This window comes from Shewanella inventionis (genome assembly GCF_019931735.1).
In the GTDB taxonomy this organism is placed as follows: domain Bacteria; phylum Pseudomonadota; class Gammaproteobacteria; order Enterobacterales; family Shewanellaceae; genus Shewanella; species Shewanella inventionis.
In genome coordinates this window covers 3595973-3613622 of sequence record NZ_CP082926.1, presented here as the reverse complement: position 1 = coordinate 3613622, position 17650 = coordinate 3595973, and the positions used below count along the sequence as shown (strand labels likewise).

16 protein-coding genes and 1 pseudogene are annotated in these 17650 nt (G+C 42.0%); 8 read left to right on the top strand and 9 right to left on the bottom strand.

Annotated features, from left to right (window positions below; genetic code table 11):
- Window positions 1-158 precede the first annotated feature (158 nt).
- From hupB to K8B83_RS16105, 3 genes are all read left to right on the top strand, one after another.
- On the top strand, window positions 159-431 hold the full coding sequence (gene hupB / locus K8B83_RS16115; protein WP_160053351.1) for a nucleoid-associated protein HU-beta: 273 nt from the start codon (window positions 159-161) through the stop codon (window positions 429-431).
- A 220-nt stretch (window positions 432-651) separates the two neighbouring features.
- Window positions 652-2529, top strand: coding sequence for a SurA N-terminal domain-containing protein (locus tag K8B83_RS16110; protein ID WP_223418210.1), 1878 nt, complete (start codon window positions 652-654; stop codon window positions 2527-2529).
- 144 nt (window positions 2530-2673) lie between these two features.
- The gene (locus tag K8B83_RS16105) at window positions 2674-3576 is read left to right on the top strand and encodes an AraC family transcriptional regulator (RefSeq protein ID WP_223418208.1); all 903 of its coding nucleotides are present in this window, start codon (window positions 2674-2676) and stop codon (window positions 3574-3576) included.
- A gap of 39 nt (window positions 3577-3615) precedes the next feature.
- On the opposite strand, the gene K8B83_RS16100 is transcribed toward K8B83_RS16105, so the two are convergent.
- Both K8B83_RS16100 and K8B83_RS16095 read right to left on the bottom strand, forming a co-directional pair.
- Window positions 3616-3909: a DUF819 family protein gene (locus K8B83_RS16100; RefSeq protein ID WP_263283550.1), complete on the bottom strand. Its 294-nt coding sequence runs from the start codon at window positions 3907-3909 to the stop codon at window positions 3616-3618.
- A 20-nt stretch (window positions 3910-3929) separates the two neighbouring features.
- Complete coding sequence (locus tag K8B83_RS16095) at window positions 3930-4241, bottom strand: porin (RefSeq protein ID WP_223418201.1); 312 nt, start codon at window positions 4239-4241, stop codon at window positions 3930-3932.
- 274 nt (window positions 4242-4515) lie between these two features.
- Here K8B83_RS16095 and K8B83_RS16090 point away from each other — a divergent pair.
- A pseudogene (locus K8B83_RS16090) lies at window positions 4516-6284 on the top strand (flavocytochrome c).
- Between the two features lie 558 nt (window positions 6285-6842).
- Here the strand turns inward: K8B83_RS16090 and fabV are convergent.
- The 7 genes from fabV to pspF form a co-directional block, all read right to left on the bottom strand.
- The gene (gene fabV / locus K8B83_RS16085; RefSeq protein WP_223418199.1) at window positions 6843-8045 is read right to left on the bottom strand and encodes an enoyl-ACP reductase FabV; all 1203 of its coding nucleotides are present in this window, start codon (window positions 8043-8045) and stop codon (window positions 6843-6845) included.
- Between the two features lie 105 nt (window positions 8046-8150).
- A complete protein-coding gene (locus K8B83_RS16080) occupies window positions 8151-8936 on the bottom strand; it encodes a peptide ABC transporter ATP-binding protein (RefSeq protein WP_188739770.1) in 786 nt (261 codons plus the stop codon).
- Window positions 8917-9924, bottom strand: coding sequence for an oligopeptide/dipeptide ABC transporter ATP-binding protein (locus K8B83_RS16075; RefSeq protein WP_188739769.1), 1008 nt, complete (start codon window positions 9922-9924; stop codon window positions 8917-8919). The genes K8B83_RS16080 and K8B83_RS16075 overlap by 20 nt, the downstream gene beginning before the upstream one ends.
- Before the next feature lie 3 nt (window positions 9925-9927).
- Window positions 9928-10818, bottom strand: a complete 891-nt coding sequence (locus K8B83_RS16070; RefSeq protein WP_188739768.1) for an ABC transporter permease subunit — start codon at window positions 10816-10818, stop codon at window positions 9928-9930.
- Window positions 10805-11836 (bottom strand): ABC transporter permease, encoded by a 1032-nt coding sequence (locus K8B83_RS16065; RefSeq protein WP_188739767.1) that lies wholly within the window; start codon window positions 11834-11836, stop codon window positions 10805-10807. The genes K8B83_RS16070 and K8B83_RS16065 overlap by 14 nt, the downstream gene beginning before the upstream one ends.
- Window positions 11837-13462 (bottom strand): ABC transporter substrate-binding protein, encoded by a 1626-nt coding sequence (locus K8B83_RS16060; protein WP_223418198.1) that lies wholly within the window; start codon window positions 13460-13462, stop codon window positions 11837-11839.
- 83 nt (window positions 13463-13545) lie between these two features.
- The gene (gene pspF, locus K8B83_RS16055; protein WP_188739765.1) at window positions 13546-14616 is read right to left on the bottom strand and encodes a phage shock protein operon transcriptional activator; all 1071 of its coding nucleotides are present in this window, start codon (window positions 14614-14616) and stop codon (window positions 13546-13548) included.
- Between the two features lie 192 nt (window positions 14617-14808).
- On the opposite strand from pspF, the gene pspA reads away from it, so the two are divergent.
- The 4 genes from pspA (at window position 14809) to K8B83_RS16035 (ending at window position 17649) form a co-directional block, all read left to right on the top strand.
- On the top strand, window positions 14809-15492 hold the full coding sequence (gene pspA, locus K8B83_RS16050) for a phage shock protein PspA (protein WP_188739764.1): 684 nt from the start codon (window positions 14809-14811) through the stop codon (window positions 15490-15492).
- Window positions 15493-15512: 20 nt separating this feature from the next.
- Window positions 15513-15752 carry an envelope stress response membrane protein PspB gene (gene pspB / locus K8B83_RS16045; RefSeq protein ID WP_188739763.1) on the top strand — a complete coding sequence of 80 codons (240 nt, stop codon included), beginning with the start codon at window positions 15513-15515 and terminating at the stop codon, window positions 15750-15752.
- Complete coding sequence (gene pspC / locus K8B83_RS16040) at window positions 15739-16134, top strand: envelope stress response membrane protein PspC (protein WP_188739762.1); 396 nt, start codon at window positions 15739-15741, stop codon at window positions 16132-16134. Before pspB ends, pspC begins: the two co-directional genes overlap by 14 nt.
- A 69-nt stretch (window positions 16135-16203) precedes the next feature.
- The gene (locus K8B83_RS16035) at window positions 16204-17649 is read left to right on the top strand and encodes a YcjX family GTP-binding protein (RefSeq protein WP_223418196.1); all 1446 of its coding nucleotides are present in this window, start codon (window positions 16204-16206) and stop codon (window positions 17647-17649) included.
- Window position 17650 lies beyond the last annotated feature (1 nt).

The window sequence follows — 17650 nt, the reverse complement described above, 5'->3', positions numbered from 1 at the left end:
AGCCCTTGGGGCATCTGACTTTGAGCTGTATCCAATTTCATTTTTTTGGTTTTCATACTAAGTTTGATGTGTTATCAAGCTTATTACAATAAAGCCTCCGCAGACCGCTCTAAACACGGATTTGGTTGCGGCGCGACAATAACATTCAAGGGGATGACATGAACAAATCTGAACTAATCGAGAAAATCGCATCTGGTGCTGATATTTCTAAAGCTGCTGCTGGCCGTGCACTAGACTCATTTATCGCTGCGGTAACTGAAGGTCTTAAAGAAGGCGATAAGATTTCTCTAGTTGGTTTTGGTACATTTGAAGTACGTCAACGTGCTGAGCGTACTGGCCGTAACCCACAAACGGGTAAAGAAATTAAAATTGCTGCTGCGAACATTCCTGCGTTCAAAGCTGGCAAAGCGCTTAAAGACGCTGTTAACTAAATCGTTAGCAACGTAGCCTTTGTAAGGCATTCGTAATACAAGCACTGCTTAGGCGGTGCTTTTTACGAAAGGCAATATGGTTATGCACGCCATAACACATATTGGGAGTATTGGGTCATACCCGTGGTAGCGTCTGATAACTCCATATAATTTACATTAAGGCGCATCCACAAGGTGATGCGCCTTTTTATTTTATTAATCGCAACAAGCGAGAATTCAGATGTTAGAAAAAATCCGTGAAGGATCACAAGGCGTTGTTGCTAAAACAATTCTTGTGCTTGTGATACTTTCTTTTGCTTTTGCCGGTGTGAGTAGCTATTTAGGCTCTAATACTGGTATTCCTGCTGCCATCGTTAATGGTGAAGAAGTTAGCGCCAGCGATCTTGAAAATGCGTTCCAAAATGAACGTTCACGTATTGAGCAACAGTTAGGTGAAATGTTTAATGCATTAGCCGCTGACGACAATTACATGAACGGCATAAAACAAGGTGTTTTAGACCGTTTAGTGGCTGACAAATTAATTGATCAAGCTGCAAATAAACTAGGTTTGCGTGTATCAGATGAGCAAATCAAAAGAGCCATTATTGAAGAACCTGCTTTTCAAACAGATGGTAAATTTGATAACGACCGCTATTTAGCTGTACTTCGTCAATTAGGTTATCAAACAACCAGCTTTAGAAACATGATGCGCGTTGATATGACTCGTCGACAACTGCTTAATGCCATTGTTGGTAGTGAGTTTGTATTAGACGGTGAAGCAAAACAACTTGCGCAAGTACAAGGTCAAACCCGTGATATTCGTTATTTAGTGGTTGATTCTACGCCTTACTTAGCAAGCGTTTCTGTGTCTGATGAAGAAGCACAAACTTATTATGATGCTAACCTGGCTCAATTTATGAGCCCAGAGCAAGTGAGTTTAGAATACGTTGAACTTAACGTTGCTGACATGGCTAAAAGCAGCCAAACCACTGACGAAGAAGTTAAAGCGTACTACGATGAACATCAGTCTCAATACCAAACACCTGAAAAACGCCTAGCCGCTCACATTTTTGTTGCAGCAACAGACGATGACGATGCAGATAAAGCCAAAGCCGATGCCATAGTTGCCAAACTCAATGCAGGCGAAGATTTTGCTGAAGTGGCTAAAACTGATTCAGATGATCAATTGAGTGCACAGCAAGGTGGTCAATTAGACTGGTTTGAACAGGGCGTAATGGATGCTGCTTTTGATGAAGCATTATTTGCTTTGCAACAAGATCAAGTATCGCCAGTGGTTAAAAGTGAATTTGGTTACCACATTATTAAGCTACTTGACTTACAAGCTAGCCAAGCGACAGCGTTTGCTGATGTTAAAGCTAAAATTGTAGCGCAATTGCAAGAAAAGAAAGCCTTAGATGTATTCTATGGGTTGCAAAGTAAACTTGCAGACACAAGCTATGAAATTCCAGATACCTTAGTTGACACGGCCCAAGCTGTTGGCGGCAAAGTTCAAACCACTGCGCTTTTCTCGCGTGATAATGTACCTGCTAAGTTTAATAATCCTGAACTTATCAAAGCTGCATTTTCTGACCAAGTTTTGGCCAGCGGCATGAACAGTGATGTGATTGAATTAGCGCCAAATCATGTGGTTGTTATCCGCATGAAACAACATAACATGGCTGGCACAATGGCATTTGCGGATGTTAAAGCCGGTATCGTTGAACGCTTAAAACAAGACAAGGCTAACGAAAGTGCGCGTGAAAAAGCAGCGCAATACATGGCTGAGTTAAAAGCAGGGAACGACACATTAACCGACGCAACATTAACGGCATTACCTAAGTTGGGTCGTTTTAACCAAGAGATCGATCAAGCTATTACAGACAAAGCTTTTAAAATTGCGGCACCTGCTGCTAATAGCGTCACTATTGATACTGCGGCATTAGCCACTGGCTATGCGGTTATTGTGCTTGATAAAGTTAATGAAGCAGAAGGGATTAATGACAACTTGATTAACACCCTTAAGCAACGTTTAGCACCTCAATATAGTGAAGCGGATTACCGCGCGGTTATCGCGACACTTAAAGCTGATGCTGAAATTGAATATCCTGTTGTCGAGTAGATGATTAGTTGAGCTGCTTGAGAGTTCAGTATGGATAAATCGAGCTAGCTCATTAAATTCAATATTAATGTATTTTATTCGTGATAAACAAAAGACCTAGGCATACTGTCTAGGTCTTTTTATTTTTGTAAACAAGGAGAAGTTGTGGGCCATAAACTTGATCAGGCATTTGAAAAAGTACTCGCCTATATCGATTCTAATATTGCAGCGCCACTGGATATTGATAACCTTGCAAGGATTGCAGAGCTGCCAACATGTCATTTTGAGCACTTATTTTACACGCTATACCGTTTGTCGATAGAAGAATACGTCGAACTACTTAAAAGCTTGCAGGCAGCCCATCAATTAGGGTTTGGTGAGCAAGTGCCGTTAGCGGCAATTGCAGCTAATTTGGGTTATCACAATGAAGCTGATTTTGTTGACTCGTTTACCCTTAGTATTGGCCAAAGCCCACAGTCATTCAGGCAAGCGCCCGATTGGAATAATTTCTTTTCCAAACAACAACCGCTTAAATCGTTTGAGTCACCTCAGGATGCAATGCTCACTGCAAATGTTGAAATAGTGCAAATGGATGCTTTAACGCTTTCTTTCGTTACGCACAATGGCCCAGAAAACGCATTACCTCAGACTATTGAGCGCTTTATTCAATGGCGCCAAAAATATGCAATAGGGCCTAATCTCGGTCGTACGTTTAACTTAGTACACAGCTTGCCACAAGCGAAGCCATACCATATGGATATTGGGGTCTCACTTGATGAAAATACGTATTCGAGGTTAGCATCAACTGGGTTAACACAGGAGGGCATATATACCCAAGTGATTAGCTCCGGTCGTTATGCAAAGTTATCGGTAAAAACAGATACACAAAATAGCAATATCAATGCGTTGTTACATGCTGGGGTTGATTACCTTTATCGTATTTGGCTAAATGAGCAGCCATACTCATTACGCAATAGCCCACTCATGTTTGAACGGCTCAATATTGGCGGGTTTGCTGAGTCAGGTATCAAGGCGCACTCAGTCGATATCTACTTACCTTTGCTATAGCCTTGATATTTAGTCTGGACGTTATGGTAAATGGTTTTTTTAAGGGTGAACATGGCGCATTAGTTCTGCACAAATCCACACCATATAATTAGCCCAGGCATAACCAAATACTGAAAACATCACCGCAACGGGAGCTAAGTGACGATTAAACGCCATAGCCACAATAGGAGCTGATGCCGCACCGCCAATACAGCATTGGCTACTAATAGCCATGTAAGCTAATGGCGCTTTCATAACAAGTCCGGCGATTAATATCAGTAAGGCGTGAAAACTCAGCCAGACAAAGCCAATGGCAAAATAGATTGGAAAGTCATTAATCATTGTTAAGTCCATTTTTAACCCCATCGTGGCGATTAATAAGTACTTCTGGCGCTAAATACCTCATCATCGGCTTCGTTTGTCGCACTGTTTACCTGAACTTCCATTTGATAAACCAGTTGTAAATCGTCATTAATTTTTTCGCTACCTTTAACACCAACACGACTCAAATTGTTTTCAAGCACTGTGCCTTCTTTTCTGTTTTGGGTGGTAAAACCGTGTTCAGAATTCGTCATCGAGATATCTAAACGGCCATAAGCCGTAGGTGATTCGGCGAACACATTTGTCGACATTACTGATAGCGCAGATAGTAAGGCTATAGAAATTAAGCTTTTATTGGTTTTCATAGTCATCTCTTCTCATTCGTTAATGTTTGTTGTATGAGTTGGCTTTCGAGTCAGCGAGAAAGCATGGATGAATGCTAAAGGCTTATGTAATGGTGAACATGAACGTGAGTCACAGGCCATTATATTTGCGGGTATTTTAAGTAAGTTTGAATAGGGTTTCATAAAAACTTAACCACTTAGCAAGTTTGACCAGTGTCTAAGTTTGGATATCTCTTTATGAGTAATCTTGCCGTCAACAAAGCAAGTAAAATCCAATAAAAAAAGGAAATGAACAATGAAACTAAAATACTTAGTCTCGGCGATGGCAGTGATGATGCTATCTTCTGGTACTGCGGTGGCTAAGTCTGATGACTTGGCGTCTTTTCACGCTGAAATGGACAGTTGTCAGTCTTGCCACACTAAACCGATTAATGTGAGCGACAGTGAAACTCACGAGAATGCCCAATGTAAATCATGCCATGGTGATTACGCCGAATTAGCCAACGACAAGTTACAGTTTGATCCGCACAATTCTCATTTAGGTGACATTAATTGTACCAGTTGCCATAAAGGTCATGAGGAACCTAAGTTCTACTGTAATGAGTGTCATTCGTTTGATCAAAAAGACATGCCATTCTCAGGTGCGAAAAAGAAAGCGCCTTGGGATAATGGCTGGGATCAAGAAAAAATTCAAAAAGCCATTGCTGCCGGTCCTCGTGAAACAACCCAAGTTTTAGTTGTTGGTGCAGGTAGTGCTGGTTTTAATGCGTCATTAGCAGCAAAACAAGCGGGTGCCAATGTTATTTTGGTAGAAAAAGCACCATTTAGTGGTGGTAACTCTATGATTTCAGCTGGTGGTATGAATGCTGTAGGCACTAAGCAGCAAAAAGATCATGGCGTAGAAGATAGTGTTGAATGGTTTATCGAAGATGCGATGAAAGGTGGCCGCCAACAAAATGATAAAAAGCTTGTGACCATTCTAGCTGAGCAGTCGGCAGAGGGTGTGCAATGGTTAGAGTCGTTAGGGGCAAACCTAGAAGATCTTAAACGCTCTGGCGGGGCACGAGTAGATCGTACTCATCGTCCACTCGGTGGCAAGAGCTCAGGCCCTGAAATTATTGATACCTTACGTCAAGCTACCAAGGCTCAGGGTATTGATACACGCTTAAATTCACGTGTAGTTAAGTTAGTTGTTAATGATGATCATACAGTAGTTGGTGCAGTTGTTCATGGTAAGCATACCGGCTATTACATGATCGCAGCTAAATCTGTTGTGTTAGCAACAGGTGGTTACGGCATGAATAAAGAAATGATTGCTTATTACCGTCCAACAATGAAAGACATGACCAGCTCAAACAACGTTACCGCAACGGGTGATGGTGTGTTATTGGCAAAAGAAATTGGTGCCAGTATGACAGATATTGACTGGGTTCAAGCTCACCCAACAGTGGGTAAAGATAGCCGTATTTTGATTTCAGAAACAGTGCGTGGTGTGGGTGCTGTCATGGTAAATAAAGACGGTAATCGCTTTATTAGTGAGTTAACCACGCGTGATAAAGCATCTGATGCCATTTTAAAACAACCTGGTCAATTTGCATGGCTTATTTTTGATAACCAGTTATACAAAAAAGCCAAAATGGTACGCGGTTATGATCACCTCAACATGCTTTACAAGGGTGATACGATTGAAAAATTAGCTGAAAAAACCGGTATGAAAGTGGCTGATTTAGCTAAAACCGTAAGTGATTATAATGGCTATGTTGCCGCTGGAAAGGACAATGCATTTGGTCGTGATGACATGCCATTGAACATGACTCAAAGCCCATATTATGCCGTTAAAGTGGCTCCTGTATTCACCACACAATGGGCGGTGTAGCGATTAACCCTGAGGCGTCAGTACTCGACCTTCAAAGTAAACCTATTTCGGGCTTATTTGCCGCAGGGGAAGTCACTGGTGGCGTTCATGGTTATAACCGTTTAGGTGGTAATGCTATTGCCGATACCGTGGTCTTTGGACGCATCGCGGGCGACAATGCAGCTAAACATGCTTTAAAGACAAAATAGTGTAACTTCATCTTTTTATCCCTTGTGTTACTTTGGGTTAAGTCATTAGGCTTAACCCTTTTTTTTGCCTGTTCAATTCAATATTGGAATATAGATTTTGTGTGTCGACTGGCCATTATTTTTTGTCTATCTCGCCGACCGCCTGAACATACATAGCGTAATTCTACTAATACCAATTCCACTAATTATCTGGTCATTCAGCGGGAATTCTGTGCCTTCTAGGCAAGTAATAGGATTGTAGGCATAGTTGCTCTACGTCAAAATACTATTAAGCAGCATAGAAGGCACAGAAACCCGCCTTGCAGGAGACGCTCAGACAGTCCATTTCTTTGTTGCATTGCCTTAGAAGGGAATAACCATTATTTCAACAATGCGCCTCAAACTGAACAGTCTGAGTGACTCTGATTGGTCACATAATTAATGGAAATGGTATAAGGTGGGTTAATGGTATTTCAAATACAAAAAAAGCCGCAATGCAGTGCATTGCGGCTTATGGTTAACGGGTTTGATTTAACCTGAAGCTAATTGATATTTACATCATAATTAATGGAAATGGTATTACAGCTCAATAACATCAAATGTCACGTTAGGATCAACGTCTGCGTCATAATCAATACCTTCAATACCGAAACCGAACAGTTTTAAAAACTCTTCTTTGTATTCATTGTAATCGGTTAATTCGCTCAGGTTTTCTGTGGTCACTTGTGGCCACAAATCACGGCAATGTTGCTGAATATCTTCACGCAATTCCCAATCGTCTAAACGCAGACGATTTTCGCTGTCAACAACAGGAGCCTGACCGTCGTTGCGATATAAACGTTCGCTAAACATACGGTAAATTTGCTCCATACAGCCTTCGTGAAGGCCTTCTTGGCGCATTTTTTTGAATACCATGGAGATATAAAGCGGCATAACAGGAATAGCTGAGCTGGCTTGTGTCACAACGCTTTTTAATACTGCAACGTTAGCTGAACCACCGGTTTTTGCTAGTTGAGAATTTAACGCATGTGCAGCACGGTCTAAATCCATCTTGGCTTGCCCTAATGCTCCGTGCCAGTATATTGGCCAGGTTAACTCGGTACCAATGTAGCTATAAGCCACGGTTTTACAGCCATCTGCTAAAACGCCAGCATCACTTAACGCGCTCATCCATAATTCCCAATCCTGGCCACCCATTACGGTGACTGTATCGGCAATTTCTTGCTCAGTAGCAGGCTCTACAGACGTTTCGATGATGGTATTTTTATTGGTATCTACTGCGGTTGCGGTGTAAGTCTGGCCAATGGGTTTAAGTGATGAGCGGATCACTTCACCTGTGTCAGGAAGCTTTCGTACCGGTGAGGCTAATGAATACACCACCATGTCGATTTGCCCTAAATCTTGTTTAATCAGCTCAATGACTTGTTGCTTGGCTTCGTGACTAAATGCGTCACAGTTAATGCTTTTAGAGTATAAGCCTTCAGCTTTAGCAAATTTGTCGAATGCCGCTGTGTTGTACCAGCCAGCGGTACCGGGTTTGGTTTCTGAACTTGGTTTTTCAAAAAACACGCCGATAGTTGCAGCGTCGCAACCAAATGCAGAGGCAATACGCGATGACAAGCCATAACCACTAGAAGAACCTACAACTAGGACTTTTTTTGGGCCATTGGCTATTTTGCCTTTGGCTTTAGTGAGTTCAATTTGCTCTTTGACATTGGCTTCACAGCCTACAGGGTGAGTTGTTGTACAAATAAAGCCACGGATCTTAGGTTTAATAATCATATTTTGGTTTCTTCCTTTAACATTGGCTCTAGGATAATAAGTTCGACGCCTAAATGGCACTGATTTTTACCAAAAACACTGTAAAACCACAGTGGTTGGAGCAGTTTAGCGCCGTTGCATAAATTGACTTTGTTCTTGAATGAGTCGTTGGGTGTATTCATGTTGAGGCGAATTAAACAGGGCCTCTGTAGTGGTTTTTTCTACCATAATCCCATTTTGTAACACCATGACTTTATCACTGACATGGCGGACAATATTGAGATTGTGCGATACAAAAATATACGACAATCCCATTTCTTTTTGTAATTTTAACAATAAGTTGATGATTTGCGAACGCACTGATAAATCCAGTGCGGTTAATGCTTCATCAGCAATAATGATTTTAGGGTTGAGCATTAATGCACGTGCAACAGCGACACGTTGTTTTTGCCCCTCTGAAATCATATGAGGATAAAAATCGGCATGTTCTGGTAATAATCCTACTTTACGCAAGGTTTCAATCACTAAGTCTTTTCGTTCTTGCGCATTGAGCGTGGTATTAAAACGTAACGGCTCATTTAACAAGTTGCCAATTGATAATCGAGGATTAAGGGATGTGGTTGGATCCTGGAAAATCATCCTGATTAATCGACAGCGCTGTTTTTGGTTGCGGGTTTCTAAGGCTTCACCTTCAAAAAATATCTCACCGCCACTGCGTTGTTCAGCACCAACCAATAATCGAGCTAATGTGCTTTTTCCTGAACCGACAGATCCGACTATGGCCATGGTCTCACCGCGTTCGAGCTCAAACGACACTGGAGATAAGGCTTGATAATATTGAGGTTTAAATCGCTTATAGCCAGTAATGTATTGTTTACTCAAATCGTTTACTTTAAGCAATGGCGTCGTCATCTTCTTGCTCACTTTGGTAAGGGAAATGGCAGGCAAAATAGCGACCTTTATTTTGCTCAAGGTTAGGCTGTTTTACGCATTTACGCTGTGCTTCAGGGCAGCGCGGGCCGAGTCGACAGCCAGCGGGTAAGTGCTGCATCGATGGTGACGAACCTTGTAAGGTAGGTAGGTCAGTTTTATGGCGCATCTTTTGAGTATGATCGGGCAAATTCTTTAACAATGCTCTTGTGTAAGGATGATAAGGTAATTCAGCCATTGCCGAAGCAGGCCCAGACTCCATCACCTGACCGCTGTATAAAATAGTTAAGTTGTCACACCAATTCACCATAATTTCTAGCTCATGGCTCACCAATAATATCGACACATTTTGCAGTTGATTTAATTGTGACAATAGCCTAAAAATTTGCGCCTGAGTATTCAGCTCCATCGAGTTGGTGGGTTCGTCTGCAATAAGCAATCTTGGGTGGTTAGCAACAGCCATTGCAATCATGACTTTTTGACATTCCCCTTCAGATAATTCCCATGGATAGCATTTCATCAATTGCTTTGGTTTTTTGATGCCCACTTTGTGTAGCCATTTCTGCGCGTTTAAGTAGGTATCTCTGCCACGGCGCCAAAAAGGGACGCTCTTGTTGGGCATCATGGCTTCTATCAACTGACTACCAATTGTTTTTACTGGGTCTAAGCTGCCAGATGGGTCTTGAAAAATCATCGCCATATCGCAACCCATTAAATTACGACGCTCTTTTGCGCTCATTTCTAACAGGTTTTTACCGTCCCACATCATACGATCGGCCACGATATGCCAATTGGGGCCAAGAACGCCTAAAATGGCTTTGGCCAGTAAACTTCTCCCTGAGCCTGACTCGCCAACCAGTCCGTGAATTTCACCAGGGTTAATGGTAAGGCTCACTTTTTCAAGCACTTTTACCCGGCCCTGAGCGGTATCAAGTTCAATGGTGAGATTACGTACGTCGAGTAATGGCATAAGTTAGTTTCTTATTGGGGCAAGTGCAGAGCGTAAACCGTCACCGACTAAATTTACCGACAATACAGTAAATAAGATGGCAACCCCAGGGATAGTGACTGTCCAAGGTGCAAGTAATAAATTATCAAGCCCTTGAGCAACCATTGCCCCCCATTCTGGGCTTGGTGCTTGAGCGCCTAAATTTAAAAAACCCAGTGCAGCAATGTCGAGTATGGCGGCCGAAATCGCCATAGTGGTTTGAATTATCACCACATCCCATACATTAGGCATAATCACGTACCAAAAAATTTGTACTGAATTTGCTCCGTCTAACCGAGCCGCAGTAACGTATTCTTTTTGAAGCTCTTCATGAACGGCTTGATGGATGACCCTCACAAATTGTGGGACCATCGCAATTCCGACACCCCAAAACACATTTTGTAAACCCGGCCCCATTACTGCAACCACGAGTATGGCCATCAATAATGACGGGATAGAAAGCAATGCATCGAGCAAGTGGCTTAATACACTTGATTTTATCCCACGCATCATGCCTGACAGTGAACCGATAACGAATCCAAAAAATAACGATGCTCCAACAATTAACAATGACATGCCAAACGTTAATTGAACCCCGTGTAAAATTCGGCTAAAAATATCACGGCCTAAATCATCGGTACCTAAAAAGTGTTCTACTTTGCCTGCAGGATCCCAAGACGGTGGTAATAACAGTACTTGTTGATCTTGTGCTTCTGCTGGGTAGGGGGCAATGAAGGGAGCAAAAATGGTCAACACCAATAAAAAAATTACTGCCCATAAGCCCATTAACGCAAAGGGATTTGACGAAAAACTTTGCCATACTCGCCACATTGGCGAATCGATATGATCTTCATGGTAGATTTTAATGCGAGGCATATAATTCCTTTCGGCTCATCGGATTGATCGCGGTATGCATTAGGTCAATCAAAATGCTCAAGAAAATAATCAGAAGTGACACCGATAAAATGCCAGCTTGAATCACAGTATAATCTCGCTGATAAATGCCCGACACTAGCCAACTACCAACGCCAGGCCAGGAAAAGATAACTTCAACGACAATGCCATAACTGGCAAACGAACCAAGCATTAACCCGATGCTTTTTAATACAGGAATAAGCGCGTTAGGCATGGCATGGCGGATTAATATTTTAAAAGTATGTAACCCGCGAGCCTCTGCGGCTCGAATGTAGGTTTGGTTCATGACACTAATAACCGCTTGTCGAGTAATACGCACCACAAGCGTAAATGGTAATACCGCTAAGGTTACTGCAGGTAAAATCAAATGCAGTAATGCATCATGAAAAGCAGGTATGCGATAAGTGGAATCAGACAATAAGGTATCGAGTAACATAAAACCGGTAACATGCTCAATTTCGTAGAGTAAGTTGATTTGTCCTGATATGGGGAGCCAGCCTAAATTAACCCCAAACCACATGGCCAGTGTTAATCCAAGCCAAAATACAGGAATAGAATAACCCGTTAAGGTAAATGCTAAAATGCTATGCTGAATAGCTTTGTTACGGCTTAATGCAGCGATAACACCAATAGGGACACCCAAAAATACCGCAAGAAAGCCAGAAAATAATGATAATTCGAAAGAGGCTGGTAATACGGATGCTAACTCACCGGCTACTTCTTGCTGTGAATTGCTCGAAATGCCTAAGTTTCCAGATAATCTCTGGCGAAGATAGGCGGTAAATTGCAAAAGCGCGTTATCATTTAACTGGTAATCTTGCTCTATTTGCTGCTGTTGTTCAGCTGTTGGATATTGAATACCTGACAAAGAATGAGCTTTGTCTGCTGGGAATAATCCTGTGGCAATAAAAAGTACAGCCATCATCACCATGGATGTGGCAACAAATAGCGTGATGCGTCTAAAAAGGTAACGCCACATTTATTCGTTTTCCTCAGAGGTTTGCATTGTATTTGCAAATGAAATCCCGCCATATGGGCGAATTTGCATTGCAGTTATGTTTTTCTTCTTTAACACAATTTTTTTAGCGTGGGCGAGGGTAACCATAGGTACCTGATCGCTAATGATGGCCTCAGCAGACTGATAAAAGGCCTTACGCTCAGGCTGTGTTGACACACTTTGCGCTTGCGTAAGTAAATGTTCAAAGTCTTTTTGGCACCATCGAGAGCGATTATTGTTCGATGCCAAGGCCGCACAGCTTAATAACGGAGTGAAAAAGTTATCTGGATCACTGTTATCGGCATTCCAGCCAATTAATACCGAGTCGTAATTAGAGGCTGAAAGCTTTTGTGTGAACACACTCCAGTCATAACTAATGATATTGAGTTTAACGCCTATACGGGCTAAATCTGCCTGGATAAGTTCAGCTGTTTTTAACGCGCTAGGGTTATAAATTCGTGCAACTGGCATGGCCCAGACATCAATAGACAATTGATTAATCCCTGCTTGTTTTAGCAGTTCAATTGCCTTTTGTGGGTTGTATTCATTCGGAGATAAATTTTTTGAGTACGCCCAAGATGCGGGTGGCAAAACGCCAGTGGCCTCAACAGCGGTATCGTTATACACCGCCTCGAGAATATTCTGTTTGTCGATGGCATGAGCAAGTGCACGCCTAACACGAACATCATCTAGAGGCGGGTTTTGGGTGTTAAACGCCCAAAATGACACGTTTAGGCCTGGTTTTGCATCAACTAATACATCAGGATGTTGAGCCAACACCGCCAATTCGGCCGCTTTAGGCAGAGCCGATACACTGCAATCTCCGGTAATGAGTTTAGCGATCCGCGAGGTGCTTCTTGGGGTGATATCAAAGACTAACTGGTCTATTTCTACCGTCGGCCCCCAATAAACTGGGTGTTTTTTATAGCGAATATATTCATTTTTAACATATTGACTTAACTGAAAAGGCCCCGTGCCGACGGCATAATAGTCAATGTTTTCAGGCTTTCCTTGTGCTAATAATTGATAACCGTACTCAGCAGATAATATCACCGCAAAGTCTGTCGCCAAATTTGATAAAAACGATGCATCTTTGCGGGTTAAATGAAATATAACTTGATGATCATTGACCTTTTCAATGGATTCAATCAGTTCTGCAAACCCAATGCTTTGAAAAAAAGGATACCCAGTGCGACTCACTAAGTGGTATGGGTGTAAGGGATCTATGATTCGATTAAACGAAAACAGTACATCATCAGCATTGAGATCCCTTGTGGGAGTAAAGTGATGAGTTTTATGGAAACTCACATGCTCTCGTAAGGTAAATTGGTAACTTAATCCATCTTCTGAAACCAGCCATTGGGTGGCTAACCCTGGGGTGATATCGCCCTTAGTTTGGCTGTAATTGACCAAACGGTTGTATATTTGGTGCGACGTTGCATCAATAGTGGTTCCTGAAGTGACCAATTGAGGGTTAAAGCTCTCAGGATTACCTTCGCTGCAATATACCAGGCCAGAGGGCAATTGGGCTTGTCCACATGCTGCCAGTAACATACTGGAAATACATATGGATATCAGCTGATACCAGCGTTTTACTATAACAGGCATGGTGTGATCATTTGTTATCGACTATGAACAAACATTTTAACAGTGTTCATACAAGCGGAGCAATCGCTGATGCATGAGTTCATTTATGACTTATCGAGTAAGTTATATTTTTTTAAAATTCCCCTGAGCTGGTGGTAGCTTAACCCGAGTAAATCAGCGGTTTTCTTCTGGTTGTATTGACCTTCTGCAAGTGCACGCTGTAACAAGTCAATTTCCGCATTTTCAGTGTATTCTTTAAAGTCTATGGGAAACTCAATGCTGCTGTGAGTCAGCGAGACTTGCTGCGGAGTGTCGTCTGTTGTTTCAGTTGCAACAGGCGCGTCTTTGGGCTGTAGTTGGCGTTCGAGTGTTTTTACACGTGTCTTTGGGCGGTAAGGGGAGGCAAAAGGGTCTAAGATAATGTGATCGATTTCTTGGCCTTCAGAGCCTTCGCGGTACACGCTGCGCTCCACCACGTTTTTAAGTTCACGAATATTACCCGGCCAGTCATGCATCATAAGTTGCTCTTTCGCGATTGCACCAAAACCACCAAAATATTCAAGGCCAAGTTGTCTGGCCATACTCACTGCAAAATGTTCAGCCAATGGCATAATATCTTCAGTGCGGCTGCGCAGAGGCGGTAAGGTGATCACATCAAATGCTAATCTGTCTAATAAGTCTGCTCTAAATTCACCATTATCCGCCAGTGCGGGTAAATCTTCGTTAGCCGCACAAATAAGTCGCACATCAGACTGTACGGTTTTACTGCCACCAACGCGTTCAAACTCGCCATACTCAATTACCCTAAGTAATTTTTCCTGGATTAAACCTGAAGTATTAGCCAATTCATCTAAAAACAGAGTACCGCCATCAGCTCGCTCAAAACGTCCTTCATGTTTACCTTTGGCACCGGTAAATGCACCAGACTCATGGCCAAAAAGCTCACTTTCGAGTAAGTTTTCACTTAACGATGAACAATTCAGTTTAATAAAGCTTTGGTCCCAGCGCGCCGATAAATAATGCAGACGCTCAGCAATGAGTTCTTTCCCGGTACCGCGCTCTCCAATAATGAGAACCGGTTTAGATAACGGCGCAACTTTAGACACATGTTCTAATACTTCAAGTAGCGCATTAGATTGACCGATGAGATTATCTTGTTGGAATTGTTTACTCACAATGGCTTTCTCGCAAAATTGTTAGTGAATTAGACTAATAATTGGTGAAAATCATACTAGATGGCTTAGTTAATAATTGAAAGTAAAAGTTAAATATTTATATAACATACTGATATTGTTAGTGTTGTAAAAGTTGGCACGCAATGTGTAATACCTATTGCGACATCCACGTTACTTTTTGAGGAATACATTATGGGAATTTTCTCTCGCTTTGCCGATATCGTTAATTCAAATATCAGCGCAATACTTGATAAAGCCGAAGATCCAGAAAAAATGGTTCGCCTTATCATTCAAGAAATGGAAGACACGTTAGTTGAAGTACGTTCAACCTCTGCCAAAGTGTTGGCTGAGAAAAAAGAACTGTTACGTCGTATTAGCCGTGTTCAAGAACAAGTTCAAGATTGGCAAGACAAAGCTGAGCTAGCATTATCGAAAGATCGTGAAGACTTAGCAAAAGCGGCCTTAATTGAAAAGCAAAAAACCGTTGCTTTACTGCAAACACTTGAAATGGAATTACAAGTGGTTGAAGAGCACATCGCACGTTTAAAAGACGAAGTTGCACAGCTTCAAGAAAAATTGAATGATGCCCGAGCTCGTCAAAAAACCATTATTATGCGTAAGCAAACAGCCACTTCGCGCTTAGAAGTGAAAAAGCAGCTCGACTCAAGTAAAATTGATGATGCAATGATGAAGTTTGAGCAATACGAGCGCCGTGTTGAAGGCCTAGAGGCTCAGGTTGAATCATATGATTTAGGTAAAAAAGGTTCACTTGCCGATGAATTTGCGGCCCTTGAAGCAGAAGATGCTGTTAATGACGAATTAGCCGCACTAAAAGCCAAAGTAAACGCAAAGTCACAACCTAAATCAAAAGCATAATAATTTTTCAGAGGTGAGTTATGGATATGGATCTTCTTATTGCACCAATTATCATATTCTTGGTTGTTGTTGCACCCATTTGGTTGATTCTTCACTACCGCAGTAAGCGACAAGTGAGCCAAGGACTCACAGAGGAAGAATTCGGCCAGCTAAATGATTTAATTGCGAAAGCTGAAAAAATGAGCCATCGCATCGAAACCTTAGAAGCAATTTTAGACACTGATTCACCAGAGTGGAGGGCGAAACATGGGCACAACTAATGGTCGTACGCTATATCGCAACCCTAAAAGTGGTAAAATAGCGGGAGTGTGTTCTGGCATCGCTGATTACTTTAACTTTGAAACCTGGTTAGTGCGCGTGTTAGCTGTATCGATATTTTTACTTGGTGGAACCGGGGTCGTATTTGTAATTTATATCGCGCTATGGATGATATTAGATGTCAAACCACAAGCGCTAGACTATAAAGAAGATCACAAAGACATCGAAGTCAAAAAGAAAGTATGGCAAGCCGGCGAACCCGCCAAACGCGCTTTGTTTGATGTGAGTAGACAGTTTAATGGACTTGAAGCGCGATTACAGCGACTAGAGAAACACGTCACCTCAGACAGTTTTGACTTAAAACGGGAAATCAATAGTCTTTAATGATTCTAAATGGGCGGTTTACCGCCCTTGTTTTATGCTCTTCCTTGATTTTAGGAGCTGTCAGCCACCATGAATTTTTTAGATCGTTCCTTATTTAAAGTCTCCCAAACCGCTCAATCTATTGTGAATCGCACGACAGACAGACATATTAAACTGGCTGTTACAGGGCTTTCAGGTGCTGGTAAAACAGCCTTTATCAGTGGGTTAGTTAATCAGTTACTGCACAGTGGAAAAGGCAATAAAACTTCTCCTTTGCCCTTGTGGCAAGTTGCACGTGAAAATCGTCTTATTGGGGTTAACAGAGCGATGCAACCCGATCTTGATATCGCCAGTTTTGATTATCAAGGTGCAATGAATGCGTTAAATTCAACGCCCCCACAATGGCCAGCCTCAACAAGAACCATTACAGAACTGCGTTTAGCCATAAAGTATCGTCCCGAGCAAGGAATATTGGCCAAATTAACCGACACCGCCACCTTGTATGTCGATATAGTGGACTATCCTGGAGAGTGGTTACTTGACTTGCCCATGCTTAAACACGATTTCACTCATTGGTGTTTATCGCAGCAACAAAATGTGGCTTGTTTAAGCCATTCCCCCTGTTATGAACCATTTACTTCGGCGCTAAGCCAACTTGATTTAGCACAGACGGCAGATGAGCAGCAATTAAAGTATATCGCTGATTTGTATCAAGCTTTGTTAGTTGATTTGGTTCGTGTACAAGGATTTTATCATGCCCAACCAGGGCGAATGTTGCTACCCGGTGAGTATGAAAATACACCGTTATTAACATTTTTTCCGTTGTTGTCATTAAGCCCACTAACGCATTCTGATTTAGCAACAAGTCCAAGTGATTCAAATTATCACGTCCTTAAACGTCGCTATGACGAGTACGTTGCTCAAGTGGTTAAGCCCTTTTACCGAGATTACTTTTCACGTTTTGATCGTCAATTGGTGTTAGTTGATTGTTTAAACGCACTCAATCATGGTCAGGCACAATTTAATGACATGGGGCGCGCACTTAATAGCATTATGGAAAGTTTTCAGTTTGGTCAATCAAGCTTGATTAAGCGTTTGTTTTCTCCCCGGATTGATAAAGTATTATTTGCAGCAAGCCAGGTTGACCGAGTGACTCGTGATCAGCAAAGTCATGTACTTAGCCTGTTAACAGCAATGCTGCAAGACAGCCAGCATTATGCCAATTTTGAAGGCAGCGAAGTTGAAACCATGGCAATAAGTGCAATTAAAGCGACGCAGCACGGCATGGTTAAAACGGATAACGGTCAGCAACAAGAAGTGGTTAAAGGAACAGGACTTGATGGTAAACAAATCACGGTTTACCCAGGTGATGTGCCAAGCGTTTTACCCGATGCGGCTTTTTGGCAACAACAAGGCTTTAATTTTAATGCTTTTTTACCGCCAAACATTAGCCATTTTACCGATAGTCACCCCACGTTTGAACATATTCGTCTTGACCATCTTTTAGAGTTTTTACTGGGCGATAAATTGACCTAAA